The 24,640-nt window shown below is 51.8% G+C and carries 24 protein-coding genes; 7 read left to right on the top strand and 17 right to left on the bottom strand.

Annotated features, from left to right (window positions below):
* Positions 1 to 16: 16 nt before the first annotated feature.
* The gene (fdxA, locus tag EYB30_RS06970; RefSeq protein WP_166838199.1) at positions 17 to 346 is read right to left on the bottom strand and encodes a ferredoxin FdxA; all 330 of its coding nucleotides are present in this window, start codon (positions 344 to 346) and stop codon (positions 17 to 19) included.
* Positions 347 to 641: 295 nt separating this feature from the next.
* On the opposite strand from fdxA, the gene EYB30_RS06965 reads away from it, so the two are divergent.
* Positions 642 to 2,273 carry an NAD(P)/FAD-dependent oxidoreductase gene (locus EYB30_RS06965; RefSeq protein ID WP_166838198.1) on the top strand — a complete coding sequence of 544 codons (1,632 nt, stop codon included), beginning with the start codon at positions 642 to 644 and terminating at the stop codon, positions 2,271 to 2,273.
* Positions 2,270 to 3,052 carry a CLCA_X family protein gene (locus EYB30_RS06960; RefSeq protein WP_166838197.1) on the top strand — a complete coding sequence of 261 codons (783 nt, stop codon included), beginning with the start codon at positions 2,270 to 2,272 and terminating at the stop codon, positions 3,050 to 3,052. The genes EYB30_RS06965 and EYB30_RS06960 overlap by 4 nt, the downstream gene beginning before the upstream one ends.
* 25 nt (positions 3,053 to 3,077) lie before the next feature.
* Here EYB30_RS06960 and EYB30_RS06955 read toward each other — a convergent pair whose 3' ends face one another.
* The 4 genes from EYB30_RS06955 to EYB30_RS06940 form a co-directional block, all read right to left on the bottom strand.
* The gene (locus EYB30_RS06955) at positions 3,078 to 4,469 is read right to left on the bottom strand and encodes a GGDEF domain-containing protein (protein WP_166838196.1); all 1,392 of its coding nucleotides are present in this window, start codon (positions 4,467 to 4,469) and stop codon (positions 3,078 to 3,080) included.
* 196 nt (positions 4,470 to 4,665) lie between these two features.
* A complete protein-coding gene (locus EYB30_RS06950) occupies positions 4,666 to 6,684 on the bottom strand; it encodes an amidohydrolase family protein (RefSeq protein WP_166838195.1) in 2,019 nt (672 codons plus the stop codon).
* Positions 6,685 to 6,757: 73 nt separating this feature from the next.
* Positions 6,758 to 8,317, bottom strand: coding sequence for a GMC family oxidoreductase (locus tag EYB30_RS06945; RefSeq protein WP_166838194.1), 1,560 nt, complete (start codon positions 8,315 to 8,317; stop codon positions 6,758 to 6,760).
* Positions 8,318 to 8,531: 214 nt separating this feature from the next.
* Entirely contained in the window at positions 8,532 to 9,035 is a 504-nt protein-coding gene (locus EYB30_RS06940) for a hypothetical protein (protein ID WP_166838193.1), read from the bottom strand.
* A 52-nt stretch (positions 9,036 to 9,087) separates the two neighbouring features.
* Here EYB30_RS06940 and EYB30_RS06935 point away from each other — a divergent pair, with 52 nt between their 5' ends.
* From EYB30_RS06935 to EYB30_RS06920, 4 genes are all read left to right on the top strand, one after another.
* On the top strand, positions 9,088 to 10,086 hold the full coding sequence (locus tag EYB30_RS06935) for a hydrolase (RefSeq protein ID WP_166838192.1): 999 nt from the start codon (positions 9,088 to 9,090) through the stop codon (positions 10,084 to 10,086).
* The gene (locus tag EYB30_RS06930) at positions 10,083 to 10,328 is read left to right on the top strand and encodes a YheU family protein (protein ID WP_166838191.1); all 246 of its coding nucleotides are present in this window, start codon (positions 10,083 to 10,085) and stop codon (positions 10,326 to 10,328) included. The genes EYB30_RS06935 and EYB30_RS06930 overlap by 4 nt, the downstream gene beginning before the upstream one ends.
* Before the next feature lie 84 nt (positions 10,329 to 10,412).
* A complete protein-coding gene (locus tag EYB30_RS06925; RefSeq protein ID WP_166838190.1) occupies positions 10,413 to 12,254 on the top strand; it encodes a choice-of-anchor I family protein in 1,842 nt (613 codons plus the stop codon).
* Positions 12,255 to 12,353: 99 nt separating this feature from the next.
* Entirely contained in the window at positions 12,354 to 13,376 is a 1,023-nt protein-coding gene (locus tag EYB30_RS06920; RefSeq protein ID WP_166838189.1) for a CNNM domain-containing protein, read from the top strand.
* Between the two features lie 51 nt (positions 13,377 to 13,427).
* On the opposite strand, the gene EYB30_RS06915 is transcribed toward EYB30_RS06920, so the two are convergent.
* The 4 genes from EYB30_RS06915 to nudE form a co-directional block, all read right to left on the bottom strand.
* Positions 13,428 to 15,047, bottom strand: coding sequence for a methyl-accepting chemotaxis protein (locus tag EYB30_RS06915; RefSeq protein WP_166838188.1), 1,620 nt, complete (start codon positions 15,045 to 15,047; stop codon positions 13,428 to 13,430).
* A 209-nt stretch (positions 15,048 to 15,256) separates the two neighbouring features.
* Positions 15,257 to 16,858 carry a phosphoenolpyruvate carboxykinase (ATP) gene (gene pckA, locus EYB30_RS06910; protein ID WP_166838187.1) on the bottom strand — a complete coding sequence of 534 codons (1,602 nt, stop codon included), beginning with the start codon at positions 16,856 to 16,858 and terminating at the stop codon, positions 15,257 to 15,259.
* A 240-nt stretch (positions 16,859 to 17,098) separates the two neighbouring features.
* Positions 17,099 to 17,929: a 3'(2'),5'-bisphosphate nucleotidase CysQ gene (gene cysQ / locus EYB30_RS06905; protein WP_166838186.1), complete on the bottom strand. Its 831-nt coding sequence runs from the start codon at positions 17,927 to 17,929 to the stop codon at positions 17,099 to 17,101.
* A complete protein-coding gene (gene nudE, locus EYB30_RS06900) occupies positions 17,907 to 18,506 on the bottom strand; it encodes an ADP compounds hydrolase NudE (RefSeq protein ID WP_166838185.1) in 600 nt (199 codons plus the stop codon). The genes cysQ and nudE overlap by 23 nt, the downstream gene beginning before the upstream one ends.
* A gap of 58 nt (positions 18,507 to 18,564) precedes the next feature.
* On the opposite strand from nudE, the gene yrfG reads away from it, so the two are divergent.
* Positions 18,565 to 19,236 (top strand): GMP/IMP nucleotidase, encoded by a 672-nt coding sequence (yrfG, locus tag EYB30_RS06895; protein WP_166838184.1) that lies wholly within the window; start codon positions 18,565 to 18,567, stop codon positions 19,234 to 19,236.
* Here yrfG and EYB30_RS06890 read toward each other — a convergent pair.
* The 8 genes from EYB30_RS06890 to gspG are packed head-to-tail and all read right to left on the bottom strand — an operon-like array spanning position 19,226 to position 24,639.
* A complete protein-coding gene (locus tag EYB30_RS06890; RefSeq protein ID WP_166838183.1) occupies positions 19,226 to 19,969 on the bottom strand; it encodes a type II secretion system protein N in 744 nt (247 codons plus the stop codon). The two genes, yrfG and EYB30_RS06890, sit on opposite strands and share 11 nt — an antisense overlap.
* A gap of 9 nt (positions 19,970 to 19,978) precedes the next feature.
* On the bottom strand, positions 19,979 to 20,449 hold the full coding sequence (gene gspM / locus EYB30_RS06885) for a type II secretion system protein GspM (protein WP_166838182.1): 471 nt from the start codon (positions 20,447 to 20,449) through the stop codon (positions 19,979 to 19,981).
* Positions 20,446 to 21,633 (bottom strand): type II secretion system protein GspL, encoded by a 1,188-nt coding sequence (gene gspL / locus EYB30_RS06880; protein ID WP_166838181.1) that lies wholly within the window; start codon positions 21,631 to 21,633, stop codon positions 20,446 to 20,448. The genes gspM and gspL overlap by 4 nt, the downstream gene beginning before the upstream one ends.
* On the bottom strand, positions 21,630 to 22,613 hold the full coding sequence (gspK, locus tag EYB30_RS06875) for a type II secretion system minor pseudopilin GspK (protein WP_166838180.1): 984 nt from the start codon (positions 22,611 to 22,613) through the stop codon (positions 21,630 to 21,632). The genes gspL and gspK overlap by 4 nt, the downstream gene beginning before the upstream one ends.
* Positions 22,610 to 23,233, bottom strand: a complete 624-nt coding sequence (gene gspJ / locus EYB30_RS06870) for a type II secretion system minor pseudopilin GspJ (protein WP_166838179.1) — start codon at positions 23,231 to 23,233, stop codon at positions 22,610 to 22,612. Before gspJ ends, gspK begins: the two co-directional genes overlap by 4 nt.
* Positions 23,226 to 23,594: a type II secretion system minor pseudopilin GspI gene (gene gspI / locus EYB30_RS06865; protein ID WP_166838178.1), complete on the bottom strand. Its 369-nt coding sequence runs from the start codon at positions 23,592 to 23,594 to the stop codon at positions 23,226 to 23,228. The genes gspJ and gspI overlap by 8 nt, the downstream gene beginning before the upstream one ends.
* Entirely contained in the window at positions 23,591 to 24,187 is a 597-nt protein-coding gene (gspH, locus tag EYB30_RS06860; protein ID WP_166838177.1) for a type II secretion system minor pseudopilin GspH, read from the bottom strand. The genes gspI and gspH overlap by 4 nt, the downstream gene beginning before the upstream one ends.
* The gene (gene gspG / locus EYB30_RS06855) at positions 24,187 to 24,639 is read right to left on the bottom strand and encodes a type II secretion system major pseudopilin GspG (protein WP_166838176.1); all 453 of its coding nucleotides are present in this window, start codon (positions 24,637 to 24,639) and stop codon (positions 24,187 to 24,189) included. Before gspG ends, gspH begins: the two co-directional genes overlap by 1 nt.
* Position 24,640: the final 1 nt, after the last annotated feature.

The raw sequence follows: 24,640 nt of genomic DNA, 5'->3' as shown, positions 1-24,640 counted from the left end.
TTGCAGCTGCACTTTATTATTCATCAAGCTGCAGATACTGCAGCTTGTTGGGCACGCCGTTCCAGGTATCGGCATCGCTTGGTGCTGGCTTTAGCTCACGAATATTCGGCCACACTTCGGCTAATTCGGCATTTAGCGCAATAAACCCCTGCTGCTCTGCGGGTACCTTGTCTTCCTGCACTATGGCGTTGGCCGGGCACTCTGGTTCACACAGGCCGCAATCAATACAAATGGTTGGGCTGATTGCCAGAAAATTGGGTCCTTCAAAAAACGCATCTACCGGGCATACGGCTACGCAGTCGGTGTATTTGCATTTTATGCAGTTTTCTAATACCACAAAGGCCATGGCAGATCGGCTCCTATTACGTCTGGCTGGCGATCATACTGCAGCGCTATGAAAAAACAAACTGTCAGCTGCTATCGGGCATGAACCTGTCAACTCACGCTAACACGCCGTAAACCCATCCCTGGGGGCTCGATTCGGCCATCCTGGCCTGCAACGGTTAGCTTAGAGTAGTCAGGTTTTTGCTGAAAAGTCCGTCAGTTTTAAAACGAATACGGACATAACCCGAAGCTTGGCGTAAAATAGCACCTATCTTGTGAGCTGCCGCCGGCGGCTATGACACCGATACGGAACTCTTATGCTGCGCCTGACCGAAATAAAACTGCCGTTAAACCACGATGAAAACGCGATAAATGCCGCCATTCTCGGTAAATTAAACATAAAACCCGAACAGCTGCACAGCGTTACCGTATTTAAACGCGGTTTTGACGCGCGGAAAAAAACCGATATCCAACTTATTTACACTCTGGATATCGAAGTAGCTAACGAAGCCGCCTTATTGCAGCAATTTGCTAAAGATCCGCATGTAAAGCCCGCACCCGATACCCGCTATAAATTTGTTGCCCAGGCGCCGGTACAGCTGACTGAGCGGCCAATCGTGATTGGCCTGGGTCCTTGCGGGCTATTTGCTGGCTTGCTGCTGGCACAAATGGGCTTTAAGCCGATTATTCTCGAGCGCGGTAAAGAAGTGCGCGAGCGTACCAAAGACACCTTTGGTTTTTGGCGCGGTAAGGAGCTAAACCCTGAGTCTAACGTACAGTACGGCGAAGGCGGTGCCGGTACTTTTTCTGATGGCAAGCTCTACAGCCAGGTAAAAGATCCGAAGCATTATGGCCGCAAAGTAATGAGCGAATTTGTTGCTGCCGGTGCGCCAGACGAAATTATGTATGTCAGCAAGCCGCATATCGGCACCTTTAAACTGGTGGCGATGGTGGAAAAAATGCGCGCCAACATTATTGCACTGGGTGGTGAAATTCGTTTTAGTAGCCGGGTCGATGACCTGCATATTGATAACGGCCAGCTTACCGGCTTAACACTGTCAAACGGCGAACAGCTGCACAGCAAACACATCGTGCTGGCGGTGGGCCACAGTGCCCGTGATACCTTCCAAATGCTGTATGACAAAGGTGTTTATGTTGAGGCCAAGCCGTTCTCTATTGGCTTTCGCATAGAGCATGAACAATCGATGATTGACGAATGCCGCTTTGGCCCTAATGCCGGTAACCCGATTTTAGGCGCGGCCGATTACAAACTGGTACACCATTGCAGTAATGGCCGCAGTGTTTACAGCTTTTGTATGTGTCCGGGTGGCACTGTGGTAGCCGCCGCGTCAGAGCACGGCGGGGTTGTCACTAACGGTATGAGCCAGTATTCACGCCATGAGCGCAATGCCAACAGCGCCATCGTAGTTGGCATTGACCCACAGCGTGACTACCCCGGCCACCCGCTGGCCGGTATTGCCCTGCAGCGTAAGTTAGAGCAACAGGCGTTTAAATTAGGCGGCGAAAACTATCATGCCCCGGCGCAGCTGATTGGTGATTTTCTCTCTGGCAAGCCTTCGACTGAACTGGGTGACGTGAAGCCATCTTATACGCCAAACATTAAGCTAACCGATCTGGCCCTGGCACTGCCAGAGTTCGCTGTGGCCGCTATTCGTGAAGCAATACCGGCTTTTGACAAACAAATTAAAGGCTTTGCTAAAGCCGATGGCCTGTTAACCGGGGTGGAAACCCGCACGTCGTCGCCAATTTGTATTAAGCGCGGCGCCGATTACCAGAGCGTCAATGTCAAAGGCTTGTATCCGGCAGGTGAAGGCGCCGGTTATGCCGGCGGCATTTTATCGGCGGGTATCGACGGTATAAAAGTCGCTGAAGCCGTGGCGCTGGCCATCTTGGCAGACCAAGATACAGGAACACCGGCTACAGCGTGACATCCGGGGTCATCAGACAATACTATCGCAATGGCCCGCCACACCGGGCCGGCGCCGATGTCAGCTTTGCCGATCTGGTGAAAATATTTGGTTTTAACAGTATCCATATCGGCCGCTGGGTCACCGGCGATGAGCAACAACGGGCGGCTAACTTATTTTTCGACGCGTTATGCGACCTGCAGTTAATCTTGCAGGTGCCAGCGCAGGTGATCTCGCTAAATGGTAGCCTGGCGCTTACTTACGGTATTGGCGGCAGGCCTGGCGTTTGTGCGCATTACCAGCCACAGGGACGCATTCTGGCACTGGCGAAAAATGCCGGCGGCGGCAGCCTGGCGCATGAATGGTTTCATGCTTTTGACCACTATATCGGCGGCAAAATGTTTCAACCACCTGTGCCCGCCAACCAATTTGCCTCGCGCTGCTGGCTAAAAAGCCAGGCTATACAACCGCATCCGCTAAACCAGCTGTTGCAGCAAAGCTTTCGCTGGTTATTTCTGTCTGACGACGGTGAAACCGAGAGTGATTACTTTGCCCGTTGCCGGGCGCTGGACAGTCGCTTTGGCCAACTTTATCTGGCACTACCGGAAGAAATGGCAGCCAGAGCCTTTGAGCATATACTGCAACGCCAGAGCGTGAAAAATAGTTTTCTGGTATCAGGCACACGGCAAAGCAAACTTGCCCGCTTGGGCGCTTACCCCAGCGAACCATTGAGCAATAAACTCAGCGCCTTGTGGCTGAGCTATTTTCAGGCGTTAGGGCGGGCATTAAGCCGCCGCTAAACAGAGGCAAGCAGCGTGCTGATAGTTAACCGGCATGAGTGGTTTTTCGGGTCGGGGCTATTTGCTGGTTTAGCTGCACCCGGTTGCCACCGCCACTTTTTGCCTGATACATGGCGTTGTCAGCCAGTAATAACAGGGCTTTGATATCCCGGCTGTGTGCCGGGTACAACGCAACGCCGATACTGGGTAACACCTGCAACAAATGATCAGCCAGCGCAAACGTGCTTTCCAGCGCACTGCGTACTTTTTCTGCCAGCGCCAGCGCCGTATCGGCACTGTCTACCTGCTCCAGCAAAATAACAAACTCGTCACCACCAAAGCGGGCGACGGTATCGCTATGGCGTAAATTGGCGGTGATCCGCTTCGCGGTGTGCTGCAGCAGCTCATCCCCTATCTGGTGGCCGTGCCTGTCATTCACTTGCTTAAATTTATCTAAATCCAGATACAGCAGCGCAAATTGGCCTTGCTCACGCTCGGCTCTGGCTATGGCAGAACGTACTCTGTCGTCAAACAACTCGCGGTTGGGCAGGCCAGTTAGCTGATCGTACAGCGCATTGTGCTGCAACCGCTGTAGCATTTGTTTGCGCTCTATGGCGACCGCCACCTGCACCGACACAAACTCTAACAGCTCAATTTCACTGTGTGTATAGGCCCTGGCCGACGGCGCATTTTGCACCATTAGCGCGCCGATAACCGACGTTTGCGACTTTAACGGCACCCCCAGCCAGTTTACCGGTAACGCCTTTGACTGTTGTCGTAGCTTAGCGGGTAACTCTGCCAGATTGTCGCTGCTTAACATAATGGTTTCTGCACGCTGAATAACCTGCTGGCACAGCTGCATAGTGCCATCACTGTTACTATCCAGCGTCGCGTTGGCTAACTGCGCATCGTGAACGAACTGCAAGCGCTCACTGTCCTGCTCGGGCAACACTATGGCAAAACGGTTTATCGGGATCAGCTCGGCAATAATCCGCTGAATGCTCTGGTACAGTGCCGTTAAATCATCACAGGCAAAAGCCGCTTCTGAAATGGCATATAGCGCCGCCTGGCGCGCCTCAATTTTTTTACTGCGGGTGATATCACGCGCCACCGCCACCCGGCGTTTATCGCTGGCCGACCAGCGTGCCGACCAAAGCAAATGCACTATTTGGCCGTCTTTACGAATATAGCGGTTTTCAAAGTCAATCTTTACCGCGCCGGCGTTAATGTCTTCAGCCGCTTTAAGCGTGCGCTCGCGATCATCCGGATGCACCAGCTCTATCATCGGCCGGCCCAGCATTTCCTCGGGCGTGTAACCAAAAATACGCTCAGCACTGCTGCTGACAAATTCAAAACGGCCGAATTTATCTACCACGCAAATCGCATCCAACAGCAGGTCGATATAGTTACTTAGCGCTTTATAACTTTCTGTAGTCATTACACAAGCAGGTACAGAGATAAAATTGCTTAAACCTTAGCACGGCTGCTGCAGGATAGCAGGCGATATCCACTGATTTTTATGCAACAGCAATCAGATTGTCACAACATAACATAATGTAACACCGTATCCGTTGCCATGGCCTGTCAGGGCAGACGCGGAGGAAGGCATTAATAGCATGCCTTCCCCGCCTTATTTAAGGTTGAAACGCGACCGGGCTGGTAAAGGGGGTTACACCCAGTACCGGATAGAGCTCGTGTGGTTGATAGTAGTGCTTACCTTTAAACACCAGTGCCACTTTACGGATATCAGCGATATCAGTGCTCGGGTCGCCGTTTATCAGCAGCAAATCGGCATCTTTGCCGACACTAACCGAGCCACTGTGATACGCCGCCCCCACCAGCCGCGCCGGTTCATAACTGGCAATACGCAGTACATCCAGCGGCGGTATACCGGCCATCGCATACAGTTCCAGCTCACGGTGCAAAGTAAAACCGGCAATATGATCAGTGCCGGGCACTATTGGCACGCCGGCATCAAACAGTTTTTTCACCATGATGAGCATCGCATCAGCTGATTTTTGATACGCCGGTTGCAGCTCTGGCGAAACATTCATAACTGCACCTTTTAGCTGCCTGACCACGCCGGGCGGTAAGTGCTCGGCAACAGCCGCAAATTCCGGGTCAATTTGTTTGCTTTGTCCCAGTAACAAACTGCGGAAGGTCGCAACAGTAGGGTCGACCACTATTTGCTTATCGGCCAGTAACTTTATGAAGTCCTGTACTGGCTTGCTGGCTAAGTCCAGGCTGCCAGCTTTTTCACCGAGCAGAGAAAACCTGAGCTGGGTACGGGTATCAACCTCGGTGCCAGCTAGAAAATTTAAAAACAACATATTTACGTGCTGAATTTCGTCAAACCCCTGCTCTACCGCCTGGCGCGCTGTCATAAAGGCGGGCACATGACCACTTAACCGCATACCACGTCGGTGTGCATGGTCGGCTATCGGCTTTACCCAGGCCGGGTCAATTGAGCTGTAGATCTTAATTTGCAGATAACCGTTATCGGCAAACCAGTCTATTTTCTCATGCGCTTCCTGCAATGACGTAACCGACAAACCAGCAGAATATTCGCTTTGTTTATCAAAAAAGCCTGCGCGGTAAACCCGGTTGCCAATCAGCTGATCACTGTTAAATAAGCCGGCAATTTCCATAATATTGTCATGGTTGTTACCAATGTCGCGCACGCTGGTCACACCGGCGGCAATATTCAGTAAACCATCGTTTTTCGACAAATGGCCATGCATATCCCACAGCCCGGGGATAATCGTTTTACCACGCGCATCCAGCACCTTGGCACCGGCCGGAACGCTCAGGCCGCTGGCAACGGCCATTATTTTGCCATCTTGCAGTAAGACATCGGTATTGCGTAGTACTTTGCCTGCCACTACGTCGACCACACTGCCGCCTTGCAGCAATACGGTGCTGTAACTGTGGCTCAGGTGTTTGGCAATATCTGCCAGATAGTCGTTTTCGGCCTGCTTTTGTATTTTTGCCAGCTCAGCAAAGTTATCCAGGCTAAAGCCGTCTCGGATCACCCGCATAAAGCCGCTGAAGTCCTGAGCGAAATAATGGCCGTCTTTATCGAACCAGCCAAACGACGGGTTAAACGCCAGACCACTGATGGCATACAAGGTAACGTCCTTAGTGTTGCTGCCATTGCTTACCGTCACGGTTTTCAGCGCATCTAACCTGGCCGTGCCGCTGGGAAATAAATCGACCGAACGGGTTGGCGATGCCAGTAAGGCTTGCATCAATACATGGCTGGCAGCGCCAGCCTGATCGGCCGGCACATAATAACGTGGCTCAGCCGTTTGCAGCATGCCGTCATCTTTATTGCCAGACCAGCGTGCCACGCCGTCAAGCAGGCTAAACTGCTCTGCTATCGGCGCGCCAAAAGCCGAAGTGCCGCGGGCAGAAAACGCCACTGGCACGCCTTTTTTATCTACCTGCAGCGTTTCTTTAATGGTGACTACACGGTTGTTCCAACTCATCTTTAACGACGCGCTGTAGCTGCCATCGTCCAGTTGGGTAATAACCTGCTCGCCGGCTTCCCCTTTTTCCGAGTAAAGCTTGTTAACCACTTTCTGTTCTGCCGCATCGGGCGCGACACAACACAGCATCAGGCCGCACAGCACTATAGAACTCAGTTTCATCATCTGTCCTTATCAGCAAATAAGCTCAGAAACTATAGCAGCTCGCCAGATTTAAGTAGGCCCAGCTAACTGTTTATTACTGTTGCCTTTGCAAGCTGCTGATTAACTGTTGGCAATTGCGCCATACCAGCGCATAAATGGTGAGCTGCGGGTTGGCGCCCAAGCTGGTGGGTAGAATAGAACCGTCAAATACTGACAGGTTTTGTAGCTGATGATGGCGGCCGTTTATGTCGACCACGCCTTTCGTTGGGCTGGCACTCATATTACAACCGCCCATCACATGGGCCGACACCACGGTTTGCCGCAATTTCTGCATTGGTAAGCCTTGTATTGCCGCCTTGGCCTCAGGCCAGCTGTTATAAAGCGTGGCATCGTGATGAATGGGTAGTACCTGCTTAGCACCGGCAGCAAATTGTAGCTCAGCCATGGCCAATAATGCCTGTCGCATGCCCTGCCACAAGTAATCGCTGATTGGGTAATCCAGCAGCGGCTGCTGCGCACTGTCCAGTTGTACTGTGCCGCCCTGACTGCGTGGATGAAAACCATCGCGCAGCAGCGCTATCGTCACCTGCAGCTGGTTAAATTGCTGCATCAGCGCCGCGTGTTGCTGACCGGTACCGGTAAGTTTGGTTGCCATTAACACCGGGTGCAGCGGCGGCACTTCCAGTTTAAAACCGGGCTGGGTGTTATCCGCAGGCCAGACAAACTGATCCGAATAAATCGATTGCGGCGCGCCACTATGGCCGTTAATAGCGTCATCAAACAAGGCGCCGGAAATCACTGTCGGGTGCAAATAGGTGTGCTTGCCTAAGCGGCCAGACGGGTTGGGCAGTTTGGAACGTAACAACAAGGCCGGTGAACCAATGGCACCGGCGGCAACGATATAATGTTTTGCCGTAATGCGAATACGGATGTCGCTACGCGGCTGAAAATACTGATCGACCGGCACCGCTTCGACAGCGGTGATGCTGTCGCCCTGCCAATGCAGTTGACGCACAGAAAGGTGTGAAATCAGCGTCGCGCCCAGTGCCAGCGCGGCCGGTATGGTGCTAACCAACATCGATTGCTTGGCGTTAATCGGGCAGCCCATGCCGCAATAGCCTAAATTAGCGCAACCGTTCACGTTGCGGTTAATCACCGTGTACTGCCAACCCAGTTTTTCACAGCCTTGCTGTAACTTGGCGTTATTGGCGTTGGGCGGTATTGGCCACTGATGAATATTCAGCCGCTGCTCGGCTTTAGCAAAATAAGGCGCTAAGTCGGTATCGCCACTAAAATTAATGCCAAACTCGCTTTGCCAGTAATCCAGCGTCGGCTGTGGTGTGCGGATAGAGGTGGTCCAGTTTACCGTAGTAGAGCCGCCAACCGTGCGGCCTTGTAAAATGCCAATCGCCTGATCGCGGGTTTTACGTGCTGCACCTTCCTGATATAAATTCGGGTACGCCCAGCGCTCTTGCATGACAAAATCGTCACTTGTGTAATAAGCGCCCTCTTCCAGCAATAGCACCTTAAAGCCAGCCTGCGCCAATTGCTCGGCAGCGATACCGCCGCCGGCACCGGAGCCAATAATCACGATATCGGTATCAAACTGCTGATCCTGCGTAAACTGGCTGGCATCCAAGTGGTTAGTTGTCATGTATCTATCTCATTAATCTGCTGAAAGTGCTCAAAGCGAAGGTACAAGGTGTCCGCCCTTTTGCGCTAAAGCTTCTGCTGTAATAGTTGCGACAAGGAAATTCTTACTTCGCCGCCTTCAACAGCACGTCCCTGTGCTGTCTCAGCCTGCGCGGCATCCCTGCCGCTGCTACGTAAGAACACCTTGTCACAACTTGGCGGCTCATCTGCCAAGCCTATCTAAACCGCGGCGCGCTGTAAGCCAGCGCTTGCCAGTGCTCACTCTGGCCATAATAAGCACCATACAGCAGCTCACGCAGGCCATGATAGGCTTGCTGTAACAACGTCAAGTAACTGTCGCGCCATTGATTTAACAGCTGCAGCCGTTGCTGCAGTGCAAGGTCGGACAACGCCGTGACATAGCCGGTTAAGCCAAGCTGACTAATACGGTTAGCCAGCAGGTTAAACAGCTGGTTAAGCTCCTGCTGCTGGCGCAATGGTAAAAACGGCAGAAAGTCGCTGATCGCGGTTTTAGTGCGATCAAGTTCGGCTGCAGCTAAGGTCGCATCTTGTGGTAAAGCACCGTACAATAGCGCAGGTAGTAAAGCAGATAACACCAGTTCACGGTTGCTGCTATCGGGCGCCTGGCTATGCTGCCAGCCCATGATAGCCAAACCGCCACCTAAGCTGGCGGCTGTGCCCAAGGCAATGCCGGTTAAAATAAATCGCCGCCTATCCATAGTGCTGCACCTGCTGTAAAAGTTATCTCATTGTTTATCAGGATAAACTAATTTGCAAGCTCAGATCAGACCAGTAAGCCACAGCCCGTTTCAGCCTGCCTGGTGGTTAAAGCATGCCCACCTGCAAACTATATTTGCCAAATATTTAAGCCCAAAACAGCGCGTCACTACTGAGGCTGAAATGTTCAGTTTACCCGATGGCGACGAGCTGCAATTAAACTGGCTACACAGCAACACGGCAGATGACAAAGCGCCATTGCTGATTTTGCTACATGGTCTGGCGGGTGACATTAACAGCCATTATATCCAGGCGATGCTGGCACAGTGCCAGGCGCTTAACTGGCCGGCGCTGCTAATACATTTTCGCGGCTGTAACGGCAAACCCAATAAGCTGCCGCGGGCTTATCACAGCGGTGATACCGCCGATGCCGCACTTGTCATAGCAGAAGTAAAACGACGTTACCCAAACCGGAAACTAGTGGCGGTGGGTTATTCGCTGGGTGGCAATGTATTACTGAAATACTGCGGTGAACAAGCTAGTAACAACCTGTTGGCAGCGGCCATTGCTGTCTGCCCGCCGTTGTCACTGGCCGCCTGTGCTAAACGCATAAACAGCGGCAGCAGCAAGCTGTATCAGCGTTATTTATTAGGCCGGTTAAAACGCAGCACCTTGCTAAAACTACAACAATTCAACGATTTTCCGCTGCCGCTAACGCCACAACAGGTGCAGGGCTTTAGCAGTATCGAGCAATTTGACGAGCACTACACCGCGCCAATGCATGGCTTTTTAAATGCGCAGGATTACTACCAACAAGCCAGTGGTAAAGCGTTTTTGCGCCATATCCGCATCCCTACGCTGATTATTCATGCCAAGGACGACCCGTTTTTAAGTGACGAGGTGATCCCACAAGCCGACGAGCTCAGCCCGCATATACATTACGAGCTAACCCGCGGTGGCGGCCATGTCGGCTTTGTTTATGGCAGCCCTCTCAAACCCAGATTCTGGTTAAACCAACGTATTCCACAGTTTATAATTGAGCAGTTACGATGATCATTCCTTATACCGATGTCGCTGAAGATACGCTACACAACCTGATTGAATACTATGTACTGCGCGAAGGCACCGATTATGGAGAGCAGGAAGTTGCTTTAACGGACAAAGTGGACAGCGTCAAACGCCAGCTGGAACGCGGCGAGGTGGTAATAGTGTATTCTGAGTTGCATGAAACGGTAAACCTGATGCCAAAACAGCTGTTTATACAACAACAGGCTGAGCAGCAGCCTGCTTCATAAAAACATCACCTGCCTTTCATCCGTTTGTCACCTGTGATGCTGACACTGGTTTATTAATTCAATAATAAACTCAGGATCTTCAGCATGTTAAAACGCTCTCTGCTCGCATTAAGTATTGTGGCCATGTTATCGGCTTGCTCATTAGACGGTGATGATGGCGCCCCGGGTGCAACTGGCCCTGCAGGTGAAACCGGCCAAACCGGACAACCAGGAAAAGACCTGCCACGCGCGCTGAAGATTGACGTCGTCGGCCGCTTTACCACTGGCATTTATGGCAAATCTGCGGCGGAAATTGTGCAGTTTCACCAAGGGTCAAATTCGGCCTTTGCCATTAACGCCGCCGAGAACCGTATTGAAGTGATTTCGCTGGCCAACTTACCCATTACCGCCGTAGGCAATGGTATTACTGACGATAGCTTAAGCTCGGTGCCTTTTACTTTTCCAGAGAGTGTTAATGTAAAAGACGCCAATGATACTGACGTTAGCGCCGCGCTGGGTGAAGCCAATTCTATTGCCATTTACGGCGACTTGCTGGCCATCGCCGTGGCCGCACCAGTGAAAACCGACAACGGTGCTGTGTTGTTTTATAACCTGAGCAGTACAGGCACTGGCAGCTTTATTAAAGCCGTTGCGGTAGGTGCCCTGCCCGATATGCTGACCTTTACCCCGGATGGCGCTAAGGTACTGGTCGCCAATGAAGGCGAACCGGATACCGATTACACTGCCGACCCAGAAGGCAGTATTTCGGTGATTAGCCTGACTGACGGTGTGCCGGCAGATCTGGCGCAAACCATCAATTTAACCAGCGATATGGTGTTTAGCTCTGATCTGCTGTCAGCCAGCGACTACGATACTGACGCTAAACGCCGCAGCTTGCTGCAACAAGCCGGGGTAAAATTCGCCGGCCCATCAGGCACCACAGTGGCACAGGATTTGGAGCCCGAGTACATCACCGTGGCGGCTGACAGCAAAACCGCCTGGGTATCTCTGCAGGAAGCCAATGCGATTGGTATTATTGACCTTGCTGATATGAGCATTGAAGTCAAAGCGCTGGGCCACAAAGACTGGGGCCAGTATCTGATAGACGTCAGCAATGAAGATGAAGTGGCGTTCTTTAGCAAACTGCCGAATGTGTATGGCTTGTATCAGCCAGACTCCATTGCCGCTTATCAGTGGAATGGCGCTACTTTTATTGTCTCGGCCAACGAAGGTGACTCGCGCGACTGGGATGCCTACTCCGAAGATATCCGCGTGGCCGATATTATCGACTCGGACGAGTTGAACAAAACCTTTAGCACCGAGCTGCAAGCATTGTATGACGTTACAGGCGGCGATGAGGGTTTAGGCCGGTTAAAAGTAACCGCTGCGCTGGTCGACCCGGATAATGATGGCGTAGTGGAAAAACTCTATGCCTATGGTGCGCGCTCGTTCTCTATCTGGGATCAGAATCTGAACCAGGTTTTTGATTCAGGTGATGATTTTGGTCGCATTTCTGCCGCGATCCTTGGCAATAACTTTAACAGCGCCCATACCGAAAATAAAGGCGATAACCGCTCAGATGATAAAGGCGGCGAGCCGGAAGCCATTGATGTGGGTACCATAGAAGGCCGCACCTATGCCTTTATCGCTCAGGAACGCAGCGGCGATTTGTTTATTTACGATGTGACTAATCCGTTTCAGGCCAACTTTGTCAGCCACTATATTAACCGTAACTTTGCTGCAGACTTTGAACTGGATGACGACTTAACCGAGCCGTGCGACAGCGCCGAGGGTATGGACTGTACTGAAGTGCCGTTGGCAGGTGATTTAGGCCCGGAAAGTATTAAGTTTGTACCGGCCAGCGCCAGCCCGAATGGCAACCCGCTGTTGCTTATTGGGAACGAAGTCAGCGGCAGTGTCACTGTATATCAGGTAACAGAGCGATAAACACCTGAAGCGGGCCGGTGCTGCACCGGCTCGCATTGCCACGGTACTCTTAGTATACTGCTGCCGTCTAAGTAAAACGGAGTGTTGTAACCAAACCATATGAGCCTTTTAATTGCATTTGCGGTTTTGTCAATTGCGGTATCCTTTGTTTGTTCTATCCTCGAAGCAGCTTTGCTATCGATTACCCCCAGCTATATTGCCCAGCAAAAGCTGACCCGGCCTAAGCTGTATGAACAGTTAAAAGTGTTAAAAGACAAGATTGATCAGCCGCTGGCGGCCATTCTTACGCTAAACACCGTGGCACATACCGTTGGCGCGACCGGCGTCGGTGCTCAGGTGACGATAGTGTTTGGTGATGGTTATCTGGGTATAGCTTCTGCGGTAATGACAGTGCTGATTTTGGTGCTGTCGGAAATTATGCCGAAAACCATAGGTGCGCGTTACTGGCCACAACTGGCACCGGTATTGCCATTTGTGCTTAATAGCATGATTACATTGCTAAAACCCTTTATCTGGTTATCAGACCAAATTATGAAGCTGTTTGGTGGTGGTCATCACGAGCATGACTTACGCCAGGAGATTAAAGCTTTAACCGTATTGGGCCGCGAGTTGAATAAGCTGGATGAAGACGAGCAACGCGTTATCGCCAATATTCTGGACCTGCATGACATTAAAGTTCGCGACATTATGACGCCGCGCACCGTGTGTGAAACCGCCAGCCCGGACGAGCCATTAGATGCCTTTGCCGAGCGGGTAAAAGTAGGTCAGTTCTCGCGTTACCCGGTACTGGATAAAGACGAAGCGCCGCTGGGTATCGCCTTTCGCTACGATATGCTGGATATTACCGACCAGCAAACCGTTGCCGATATTATGAAACCGGTTAAGGTGATCCCGGATAAAATGAGCGCCGAGCAGCTAATGACGCAACTGATGCACGAGCGCCAGCATATGTGTTTAGTGTACGACGAATACGGCAGTTGGCTGGGCCTGGTCACGATGGAAGATGTGATAGAAACCATTATTGGCCAACCGATTATGGATGAGACTGACGATATTCCGAATATGCGCCGCTTTGCAAAACGTCGCTGGGAACACAAGCTAAAGAATTTGTCTGAAGACTAACGTCAGATACAAAACAGGCCGCACTTGCGGCCTGTTTTATTAGCGTCTGGCTTAAACTTTAAACTTACTGACCAACTCATTTAGCTGCACTGCCAGCCGGGTTAGCTCACTGGCACTGGCCGTGGTCTGGCTTGAGCCTTCAGCAGTTTGCTGTGCTAAATCGCTGATAGTAATAATATTGCGGTCAATTTCGCGCGCCACCTTAGATTGCTCCTCGGCCGCACCGGCAATAACATGGTTCTGATCGCTAATCGCCATAATGTTCTCGGCAATCAGCTCCAGTGCGTCAGCAGCGGACTTAGCGACATTTTGCGCGTTGTCGGCATTGCCGCTAATCAGCTGCATCGCGTTTACCGCTTCTTTCGCCGATGCCTGCACCTGCTGGATCATCTGCTCAATTTCACCGGTTGAGGTTTGGGTGCGATACGCCAGGCTGCGTACTTCATCTGCCACCACGGCAAAACCACGGCCAGCCTCACCGGCACGGGCGGCTTCTATCGCCGCGTTTAATGCCAGCAAGTTGGTTTGGTCAGCCACACTGCGGATCACTTCCAGCACCTGGTTAATCGACGAGACTTTGTCGGCCAGCGTATTAATGACATTGGTACTCTGGCGCACATCAGCATTCATTTTTTCAATTACGCTGCTGGTTTGCGCCACTTTCTGGGTGCCATCTTTGGCAAGCGTCGCAGATTGTGACGAGGCTTCAGACGTTTTCAGCGCCGTACCGGCCACTTCATCGACCGCCGAGCTCATTTCAGTGATGGCGGTTGCCGCCTGCTGTACTTCGTCATTCTGTAATTGCAAGGCTTTAGCCGACTCATCGGTTACCACGTTTAACTCTTCCGCAGCCGACGCCAGTTGGCTGCTGGAGCTGGCAATATGGCCAATGGCATCGCGCAACTTCTTCTGCATCTGTTTTAATGCTTCAGACAGCTCAGTCAGTTCATCTTTACCTTCCACCGTCAGCGGCTGGGTCAGATCGCCATCGGCAATAAACCGCGCCGACGCTACTGCTTGTGTCAGTGGCTGATTAACACTGCGTGAGATCGAGATGGCAATGATGGCGGCTACAACCACAGCAATAATAATTAATATGATGACAGCCCATTTTGCCGAGTCATAGGTCGCTATAGATTCATTCCGGGCGTTAGCAGCAGCTTTTTGGTTCACTGCCCCTAGCTCTGCCAGCAACGTATTCATCTGATCCGCCAGCGGATTCATCTTATCCAGCATATCCTGTGCAGCGCCTAACTCTTCTTGCTTAAGCAGTTCCAGCGCCTTTGTTTGTAATTCAAAATATTGCAGTTCTACCTGCTCAAATTGCTGAAATAATTTGCGCTCTTCCTCGATATAAATAGTGGCAGCATATTTTTTAACCGCTTGTTGTACATCGGCATTGATACGTTCAATCAGCGCAAAAGTAGCCGTTTCCTGGGTAACATCGATCGCCAGCAGCAGCCTTAACGTTAACGCTCGTGAGCGTCCGGATAACGACTCAACCTGCCCCAGGTAGCTGACAGCTGGCAGTAGATTAGATTCAACAATATCAGCCTGAGCCCTTACTTTGGACAGGCTCTGCAAGCTGAACAATCCGGTAATGGCTAATAATAACGCCAGCGCGCCAAAGGCGGCTAATAATCGTTTTTGGATACTTATGCTGCGTAACATCTATCACCTCTGTTTATGACACTGACAAATTTTGCACTGGCCTATCGTCAACCTGGTAGAAATAGCTTACTAAACAATATTTAGCGGCTATACCGCTCTTTACTTTAGTCAGATTGTTAATCGCTTACCAGTGCTGATATCAATTATCTTCCGTGTAGCCGGCATAAAAAAAGCCGCAGCAGCGGCTTTTTCCGGTTTAGCAGCCAGCGTTACAGTTGCGGGCCTGCCGCTACCAGGGCTTTGCCTTCGTCGTTATCGGTAAACTTAACAAAGTTATCGACAAAACGTTTCGCCAAGTCCTTCGCTTTCAGCTCCCAGTCGGCTGCGTTGGCATAGGTATTGCGAGGGTCCAGAATAGACACGTCATCAACGCCGTGCAACGCTGTTGGCATCGCCAGATTAAAGTACGGCAGCTGGACAAATTCAGCGTTCTCAATGCTGCCATCTAAAATGGCATCGATAATAGCGCGGGTGGCTTTAATAGAAATACGCTTGCCGCTGCCGTTCCAGCCGGTATTCACCAGATAAGCTTCAGCACCGGCCGCTTCCATCCGCTTGCCCAATACTTCTGCGTACTTGGTCGGGTGCAGGCTTAAAAAAGCCGCGCCAAAGCAACTGGAGAATGTCGGTGTTGGCTCGGTAATACCGCGCTCGGTACCGGCCAGTTTAGCGGTAAAGCCAGACAGGAAGTGGTACTTGGCTTGCTCTTTGGTCAGCTTAGATACCGGTGGTAACACACCAAAGGCATCAGCCGTTAAGAAAATAACCTTTTTCGCATGGCCAGCTTTAGATACCGGGGTAACAATATTATCGATATGATAAATCGGGTAAGACACCCGGGTATTTTCGGTTTTTGAACCGTCGTTAAAGTCGATTTCACCGTCTGCCAGCACAGTGACGTTTTCCAGCAGCGCATCACGGCGAATAGCATTGTAAATGTCTGGCTCGTTTTCTTGCGACAGATTGATGGTTTTGGCGTAGCAGCCGCCTTCAAAATTAAATACGCCATCATCGTCCCAGCCGTGCTCGTCATCACCAATCAGCTGACGCTTAGGATCGGTCGACAAGGTGGTTTTGCCGGTGCCAGACAAACCAAAGAATACTGCCACGTCACCATCTTTGCCGACGTTGGCCGAACAGTGCATAGAGGCGATGCCTTTTAACGGTAAAAAGTAGTTCATCATCGAGAACATACCTTTTTTCATCTCGCCGCCGTACCAGGTACCACCAATTAGCTGAATACGCTCGCTCAGGTTAAAGGCGACGAAATTTTCCGAGTTTAGCCCGTGACGTTGCCAATCCGGGTTAGTGCACTTAGCACCATTCATCACGATGAAATCGGGCTGGTAAGTTTTCAGCTCGGCATCCGTTGGCCGGATAAACATGTTCTTAACGAAATGCGCCTGCCAGGCCACTTCGGTAATAAAACGTACCGCCAGCCGGGTGTCGGCATTGGCACCACAGTAGGTATCAACAACAAATAAACGCTTACCTGACAGCTGTTTAGTTACTAACGCTTTCAGATCAGCCCACACCTCTGGTGTAATGGCTTTGTTATCGTTTTTACCTTGATCAGACCACCACACAGTGTCACGCGTGGTGTCATCACGTACTATGTATTTGTCTTTTGGCGAGCGGCCAGTAAAGATACCGGTATCGACTGAAACCGCGCCCAGTTTGGTCAGTTTGCCTTGCTCATAACCTTGCAGATCTGCGCGGGTTTCCTCGGCAAATAGCTGCTCATACGACGGGTTATAAACGATTTCCGTGACATCTGTGATGCCGTATTGGCCCAGATCCAGATCGGACATGATTAACTCCTAAGGGTACTGTAGGTAAGGGTGCAGTCTCTGGCGGACTTAAATTCCTGGTGTTTTTATCACAATTCGACGTTTTTCTGTGCAAAAACCCGGCGGCATAATAGCGTTTTTTCTGCGTAAAAGATAGTTAGCAAAACGTCTGATTTGGCTAAAAACCGCGCCAGCGCTGGTTTTGCCAGGCTATGCATTTTTTTTGCGTAGTTATGAACAATGCGCTGAAAACTTTCAGCCTCAGGCGCTAAGGTCGCGCTCAGTACGACGGGCTTTGATCAGTTGCGGCCAGGGTGTGCTTGCCTGCCCCATCACCATAAAATCGGGGTTGGCCAGCGTATCGCGTTGATTGTAGCTCAGCGGAATAAATTCACTGTCGAGAATTTTGCCACCGGCTTCTTCGACAATCACATGCACAGCACCGGTGTCCCATTCACCGGTCGGACCCAGCCGCAGGTAACAATCGGCTTTGCCTTCAGCCACTAAACAGCTTTTTAATGAACAACTGCCCAGCGCGATATAGTCCACATCGTCTTTGTTGTGCAGTAAATTGACAATCGGTTGCAGCGGCTGGCGCCGACTGATAGCTATTTTTAGCCGGTCACCGGCCTGATGCTGGTTTACCCGGATGCGGTTAATCAAGTTGCGCTGCTGTTTAAAAGCGCCGTTGCCACGGCTGGCATAGTACAACACGTCTTCTTTTGGCCAGTAAATTACGCCCAGCGCCGGCCAGCCATGCTCTACCAGCGCGATGCTGACAGCAAAGTCACCGCTTCTGGCGACAAACTCCTGCGTGCCGTCCATCGGATCAATCAACCAGTACCGCGGCCAATGCTGACGCTGCGCTAAAGGTGCCAGACGCGACTCTTCAGAGATAATCGGAATGTCCGGGGTTAGCTCAGATAAGCGGTTGATAATAATCCGGTTAGCGGCCAAATCAGCCGAGGTTACCGGGCTGGCATCGGCTTTTTGTTGTTGCTGAAAATCACCGCTTTGATATAACCGCCATAACTCTGCCCCAGCCTCACGGGCTGCGGATTTTACGGGATCAAGCAGTCTGCTCAAAAACATCCGGATTCGCTTCCAAATATTGCTGCGCTAATAGCAAGGCAGCGACACTTCTGGCTTCAGTAAAGTCGGCTTGCTGCAACAGTGCGTCACTGTGCGAACGACACCAGCGTACCAGTTCCAGCGGCTCGGGTTCGTCACCCTCTAAGCTTTCTGCATATAAATCAAAGGCCAGAACTATATGCATTGTAGCATTAAAATAGCCCGGGGCTAACGCCAGCGACTTCAAAGCAATAAAACGCCGGGCACCAAAGCCAATCTCTTCTTTAAGTTCACGGTTAGCGGCAGTCATAATGTCTTCACCCGGGTCAATCAGGCCCTTCGGAAAACCCAGCTGGTAGTCATGGGTACCGGCGCAATATTCACGTACCAGATAAAAGTGTTCAGCGTCGGGGCAAGCAATAATCATCACAGCACCGCGGCCACTGCCGCGCATGCGCTCGTAGGTGCGCAGTTCGCCATTGCTGAATTTCAATTCCAGCTGTTCAATTTTAAACAATCGGCTTTGTGCTACGATATCAGCACTTAAGATGTCGGGTTTTTGTTTACTGCCGGGTTTATCATCCTGCCGCTGCGTCATGCTGCCACCTCTGGTACAATCCAAGCCGTTACTATAAAACGATTAACGGGAAAAACCTATGCTGAACTGGGCCGAAATTGATACCGTACTGCTGGATATGGACGGCACCCTGCTTGATCTGCACTTTGATAATTACTTCTGGCTGCAGCACCTGCCCCAGCGCTGGGCCCAGATCAGTGGCATAACCGTCAGTGATGCTAAAGCGCAGTTACAAGCCGAATATGCTGAACTGACCGGCAAACTGGAGTGGTATTGCCTGGATTACTGGGGCAAACGGCTGCAACTGCCGATCAATGAGCTAAAGCGTGAAGTGATGCATAAAATTGCCATGCGTGCTGATGTACCAGAGTTTCTCACGGCACTAAAACACAGTGGCCGGCAGATTGCGCTGGTGACCAATGCCCACCCGGACAGCTTATCGTTAAAAATCGAGCGCACTGAACTGGCCAACTACATTGATACGCTGATCTCAACCCATGAATTTGGCATTACCAAAGAAAACTGGGCGCTGTGGCAAAAGCTGCAGCAGCGGCTTGGCTTTAACCCCGAGCGCACCCTGTTTGTCGATGATAGCCTGCCAATTTTAAAAGCCGCGCAGGATTACGGCATTAAGCACTTGCTGGCGGTCGCCAACCCGGACAGCCAGCAGTTAAGCCGGCAAATTACCGAGTTTCCGGCCATTACCGATTACAGCGTACTGCTGGATGATATCCGTAATTTTAGAAACTGATTGGATAGCGGCCCTGTGCATCGGGTTTGCCAAGAAACTGCATCGCCTGATGCACTTCCTGCGGCATACTGGCATCGGGTTTCAGGCTGCCATTCACCAACAGTTTTTCGGCATTAATGACCGCTTTAATATCCAGCCCCAGCAAGTTGCCACCATCGGTGGTTAATACTACTGTGCCATCAGCGCAGCTTAATTCGCCAAACAGGCTTTGCAACTCCAGCCAGGTACCGGTCGGCGTTTGTAAGCGTGCATCCTGCCAGCTGGCACTGCCGCTAAGTGTCTGGCACCAGGGCTGGCCCTGGCGATACTGACCGATGTCCAGTACCAGCTCACCACTGGCCTGCACCGGTAAGGGCAAGGGTAACATGGGTACCACTGCCGCCACCGGCAACTTAAGTAAGGCGTTATCCATGGCCGCACCATTAAAGCCATAACTGGCATTGCCACTGAAATACGGCAGATCAGCGCGCTGCGCACTGCCACTATTTAGCGCAAATTGCAGCTTAGCCCTGAACAGGCTCCAGCCATTTAAGCGCCAGCTGAGTCTGTCTAATTGCAGTTGCCGGTAACTTAAGCCAGCCACCTCGCCCTGCCACAAGGTGCCTGACACCGGCCCCAATTGCAGCTGTGGTGGCAACGGTGCCAGCTTCAGCCACCAACTGGCCGGTGTTAATAACAACATAAACAGCAGGTAGCTGCTAACGCCAATCAGGATTAATTTATTTCTGCTCATTGTCGCGGCTTACTCCACTACCATCCGTCTAACCCGCACTATGCCGGGTTTGTCTGCCAGGGCAACGTCCAGACTATGTAGCTGCACACCGTGCTGATACTGCAAGTTATGCAACCAACCCAACAGCTGCTCGAAGCTGACATCTTCCAGCACCAGCGTTAGTTGCTCGTTTTGTGGCTGCATCCGGCTAACGCGAATACCACTGTTACGGGCGCTGTTGCTGATAATCTGCGCGACGCTGCCACCGCTGCGGGTGGTGGAGGCGCCAGACGCCTGTAACTGCGGCAACAGCTGCTGTAATTCATGTAATTGCTGCTGTGCGGCGTTAAGTTTTTGCTGCTGCGCATGTTGTGCCTGATGTAATGGCTGCCATAGCAGCCAGTAAAACAGGCCAATTACCACCACCACACCAGCGCCAGCCACTAAGCGCTGCTCACGGCTTTGTAAGCCACCCCACCAGTGTATTAACTGCTGCTTCATACTTTGCCCCGTATCGCGACACTGCCCTGCACCTTGTCACCGTCGTTACTCAGCGCGCCTTGCTCAACGCTAAAACCGGCCTGCTCCAGGGCACTTTTCAGCCGTTCAAAACTTTGAAAACCATCACCTTTGGCCTGAAAGCGCAATTCAACACGCTTGGCATCGAAGCGTAAATTTTCCAGGCTGATGTCCGGCACCTTAGCCAGCTGTTGCTGCAGGCTGTGCAGCAAGGCTAAAAAACCCTGCTGCTGGCCGCCACCTACAGCTGCCAATTTTTGCTGCAGTTGTAACTTCAGATTCACCAGCCGCTCATTGGGAAATGCCTGTTGGTACAAGGCCTGGCTTTGCTGCTGCAATGCTGCACTTTGTCGGGCCAGTTGCCAGTTGTTAAGCCCAAGCTGCAACATATACAGCACCAGACAGGCTGCGCCAAGCAACGCACTGCTTCGCCATAGCTGCAGATGACGGTTTACCTGGCGTTTAGGTTTATACTCGCCCTGCAGCAAATTAAAATCATGCCGCGGCAGCTCTTTGGCTAACAGCGCCAGCGGTAACTCCGGCTCAGCCAGCTGATGGCTTTGCGGCACTTCCTCCGGCCAGGGGCTGTAGCTGGTGAGCATCGGCAGTGCCGCCAATTGCAGATAATCGTGCCACCAGGCGGCATCGACAGCCGAGACCTGCCAGCTGCTTTGTTTTAATAACCACTGTTCATGCAACTGAATACAAGCCGGCAGCTGTTGTTCCGGCAGCAACAGCGCATCCGGTAACATGCGGCTGACACTAAAACCAGCCTGTTGCAACCAGCTCAACCATTGTTCCAGCCGTTCACGTTGGCACACTGCAACCTGCTGGCTGTACTGGCCGTCAAACTGCTCTACCGCGCCCAGTGCCAGAAACAGCTGCTCAATATCTTCTGCCTGCTCTTCTTCCAGCATGTAAGGCAAAGCCTGTAACAACTGCCGGTTCGGTTTAGCCGGCAAATTAACTTGCTTTAACACCACGTCGGATGCCGGTACCAGCGCCACCACCGGGCGGTTGCCGAGCCGGGCAGCCAATTCAGTAAGTTGCCCGGCGCCGGCCAGTTCGCCGCTGGCGATCACTTCCTGCTCATGGCTGGCCCATACCAGCCAGCTGATACTGTGCTCTGCCCGGCTACCTAGCCGGATCACCAATTGTTCACTCACCCCTGGCCTCCAAATCGCCGGGCCAACACTTTGACCTGATTATTATCATTTATTTTTAATACCGACGTTAAGACAAAACCACTTTCCAGATAAGCCGCAGTCGCCGTTACCTGGAAGCTATCTGATTTTAGCGACAGCAGACTTTTGGCGTCGTCCGGCACGGTAATACTACTCAGTTGTGTTAGCGCAAACAGCTCATCCAGGCTGGCAAAGCCCTGTTCCGGCCGTTCGGCTATGATATCCAGCGCCGCTTGCTCGGTTAGCTCTGGGATCACCGCCGCCAACAGTACCGCATTGTCTTCGGTTAAGGTATTGACGTTTATTAGTAAGCTATTATCTTCCGGCACCACACACACCAAAGGTGCCAGCAATTGATAATCGGCCGGTGTTATGTCCAGGATCACTCTGAGCTCAGACACGCTGGCCATCAGAGTATTAGCGCTGTAGTAAGCAAAACGCAGCGCAGCATAATCATCATCCTCAGCGCTACCGGCGCTGCTGAGCAGGCTGTCTTCATCCAGCCAGTCTCCCAGCCGGGCACTGAGGTATTCAGCCGGTATCGACAGCTCTGAGGCTTTTAACTCTAACAAACGTACAAAGGCTTTTTGTGCCGCTGTTTGTTCAACCCGGCCGCCACTGGCCGGTACGACGTTTTGTAGTGCGTTAAGGTTAAAGCAGCTACGCAAATCGCTAATGTCACCGGCAATGGTGCCGTTTTCCACCGGGAAGCTGGCACCACTTAGCGCCCAATCCTGGCCTAAATGCACGGTTTCCTGGCCAGCCAGGGTTCTGCTTAGCAGTACCCGGGCAAATTGCTCCGCCCCCATCGCATACCAGAATGCCTGCTGTTGCTGCTGTATATTTTGCTGGCGCTGTAACTGCAATTGCAGCCGCCCGGTCATATTAACGGCAATCACCACCACTATGGCAATAATCATTAATACTGCTACCAGGGCTACACCTTGCTGCTTGCGCTTCATTCGCGGCCACCTGCACTCACCGCAGCATCCGGTAACATAAAGATACGCTCTATCCGGCCCAAGTTGTCATCCAGCAACCTAACACGTACAGCAGCGGGGAAATTACTGTCTTGCCAGCGCTCCAGCCAATCTTCACCCTGTAAATAATGCACTTCAAAACCGGCTAAACCGCTTTGCAGCAGTTGTACTTTCGGCTCGGTGCCGGTAACGGCATCGGGGTACAAGCTATACAAACGCTGCAAAGTGCCTTCCTGCAAGCGGTAGGCTACAGCCTGAATTTCACTGCGCGGCAATATCATGCCGGGGTTACGCCAGCCCTGACGGGCGAAACTGACACCATGATCTTCACTTTGCAGCAAAAACTTTTCGCCAAACAGCCGGTACTTTTGCGGTGGCTCGCCATCAATGCGCACATGGCGCACACTGATCTGCATAAAATCCCGCTCCAGCATCAGCATAGTGCGCTGCAACTGCGTCAGGCGCTCGCTAGCCAGTTGCGATAACTCATCGCTCTGCGTTACGCTGCTTAGCACCGCCACCGACGCCAGACCGACCAGCGCAAAAATAGCCGCCGCCAGCAGCATCTCAATAAAGGTAAAACCGCCATGCCGCTTAACCACCGGGCTTACCTTTATAACTTTGTAGCTGATATAACACTTGTTCTGGTGTTTCAGCCAGACTGACACTGATTTGCACCAGACGCAGATCATTATCCGGAACCTTAGTTAACTGCTGTTGCCACAGCCAGCTGCGATTGGCCATTTCCAGCTCGCCACGGCTGTTTTCTTTACCGGGCCAGTCGTTATCCAGCATCGCCAGTTGCATCTGGTTATTGGCAATATAGCTGGCGATAGTCAACTCATCTAACTGGCTTAAACTGCGGATATGCGCCGAACTGGCCTGCATAATCGCCATACCGGCGGTAGCAAATATTGCCATCGCCACCAGTAACTCCAGTAAGGTAAAACCACTGCGTTTCATGGCCGTTCCGTCGACACTGCACTGCGCTGCAGTGGAATGGCAAAATCTGTCGACACCGCGCTATACAGCGGCGTTAAGTCTGAGGTTTCGCTCAGCAGCAGCTGAAACGGGCTGATCTCACCGGAGGATAAAATAAACACCTGCGGCAACACCGGTACCTCTGTCTGCTCTTCGCTTTGTTCGTCTTCATCCAGCTGCCAATCTAACTGGCTGAGTAAATTACTGTCTTCACCGGGCAGACCTTCCAGCTCCAGGCTCAGTGTCATGTCTGCCGGCAATTTATACTGCTGCAAACTGGCCGGCTCATCGGCGGGTGCCCATTTGCCGTCTTCATTGCTGTAATATAAGAAACCGTAACGGTCAGGCTGGACGTACAGGCCCCACTCTTGTTGCTTTAACATGGCCGTTTCAGCGACAAACTGAAATAACTGCTGAAAGCGCTCGGCTTCTTTGGCCAGCCGCTCTTCACGTGATTCGCCGCTAAAGTTCATCACCACCGTAGTGGCTAATAAACCGATTAATAACATAACCAGCATCACTTCAACCAAAGTGAAGCCATGCGGGTAACGTTGACTAACCGGGCGACACTGCATTAGTTATTATTGCTCTCGTTGCCGTCAAGGTTCCAGTTGCCAATATCATCATCGGTACCGGCGGTGCGATCCGGGCCCTTACTTAAGATATCAATACGGCCAACCTGGCCGGGGCTGACCAGAATATAGTCTTCATCCCAAGGGTCTTTCGGTAAGCGGCGGATAAAGCCTCCTTCAGGGAAAGAACGTGGTACCGGCTGCGACGTCGGCGCCGTGACTAAGGCTTGCATGCCCTGCTCGGTGGTTGGGTAGAAACCATTGCGTAAGCGATACATATCCAGCGCGCTTTCCAGTTGCTGAATATCCACCACCGCTTTTTGCCGCGCCGCCTGCTCCTGGTTGCCAATCAGATTGGGCACCACCATGCTGGCGATAATACCGAGGATCACGATCACCACCATCACTTCCAGCAAGGTAAAACCGCGCTGTTTGTTGTTCTGTTGCCTTTGCATA

The organism is Rheinheimera pleomorphica, from assembly GCF_011634895.1.
In the GTDB taxonomy this organism is placed as follows: domain Bacteria; phylum Pseudomonadota; class Gammaproteobacteria; order Enterobacterales; family Alteromonadaceae; genus Alishewanella; species Alishewanella pleomorphica.
Note: the sequence above shows the minus strand (reverse complement) of the source record. Positions and strands in the feature narration are given on the sequence as shown.

Bases quoted from the DNA above. Each gene is read 5' to 3' on its own strand.
- fdxA (WP_166838199.1), bottom strand. From the start codon at position 346: ATGGCCTTTGTGGTATTAGAAAACTGCATAAAATGCAAATACACCGAC.
- EYB30_RS06965 (WP_166838198.1), top strand. From the start codon at position 642: ATGCTGCGCCTGACCGAAATAAAACTGCCGTTAAACCACGATGAAAAC.
- EYB30_RS06955 (WP_166838196.1), bottom strand. From the start codon at position 4,469: ATGACTACAGAAAGTTATAAAGCGCTAAGTAACTATATCGACCTGCTG.
- EYB30_RS06950 (WP_166838195.1), bottom strand. From the start codon at position 6,684: ATGATGAAACTGAGTTCTATAGTGCTGTGCGGCCTGATGCTGTGTTGT.
- EYB30_RS06945 (WP_166838194.1), bottom strand. From the start codon at position 8,317: ATGACAACTAACCACTTGGATGCCAGCCAGTTTACGCAGGATCAGCAG.
- EYB30_RS06940 (WP_166838193.1), bottom strand. From the start codon at position 9,035: ATGGATAGGCGGCGATTTATTTTAACCGGCATTGCCTTGGGCACAGCC.
- EYB30_RS06930 (WP_166838191.1), top strand. From the start codon at position 10,083: ATGATCATTCCTTATACCGATGTCGCTGAAGATACGCTACACAACCTG.
- EYB30_RS06925 (WP_166838190.1), top strand. From the start codon at position 10,413: ATGTTAAAACGCTCTCTGCTCGCATTAAGTATTGTGGCCATGTTATCG.
- EYB30_RS06920 (WP_166838189.1), top strand. From the start codon at position 12,354: ATGAGCCTTTTAATTGCATTTGCGGTTTTGTCAATTGCGGTATCCTTT.
- EYB30_RS06915 (WP_166838188.1), bottom strand. From the start codon at position 15,047: ATGTTACGCAGCATAAGTATCCAAAAACGATTATTAGCCGCCTTTGGC.
- pckA (WP_166838187.1), bottom strand. From the start codon at position 16,858: ATGTCCGATCTGGATCTGGGCCAATACGGCATCACAGATGTCACGGAA.
- cysQ (WP_166838186.1), bottom strand. From the start codon at position 17,929: ATGTTTTTGAGCAGACTGCTTGATCCCGTAAAATCCGCAGCCCGTGAG.
- nudE (WP_166838185.1), bottom strand. From the start codon at position 18,506: ATGACGCAGCGGCAGGATGATAAACCCGGCAGTAAACAAAAACCCGAC.
- yrfG (WP_166838184.1), top strand. From the start codon at position 18,565: ATGCTGAACTGGGCCGAAATTGATACCGTACTGCTGGATATGGACGGC.
- EYB30_RS06890 (WP_166838183.1), bottom strand. From the start codon at position 19,969: ATGAGCAGAAATAAATTAATCCTGATTGGCGTTAGCAGCTACCTGCTG.
- gspM (WP_166838182.1), bottom strand. From the start codon at position 20,449: ATGAAGCAGCAGTTAATACACTGGTGGGGTGGCTTACAAAGCCGTGAG.
- gspK (WP_166838180.1), bottom strand. From the start codon at position 22,613: ATGAAGCGCAAGCAGCAAGGTGTAGCCCTGGTAGCAGTATTAATGATT.
- gspI (WP_166838178.1), bottom strand. From the start codon at position 23,594: ATGAAACGCAGTGGTTTTACCTTACTGGAGTTACTGGTGGCGATGGCA.
- gspH (WP_166838177.1), bottom strand. From the start codon at position 24,187: ATGCAGTGTCGCCCGGTTAGTCAACGTTACCCGCATGGCTTCACTTTG.
- gspG (WP_166838176.1), bottom strand. From the start codon at position 24,639: ATGCAAAGGCAACAGAACAACAAACAGCGCGGTTTTACCTTGCTGGAA.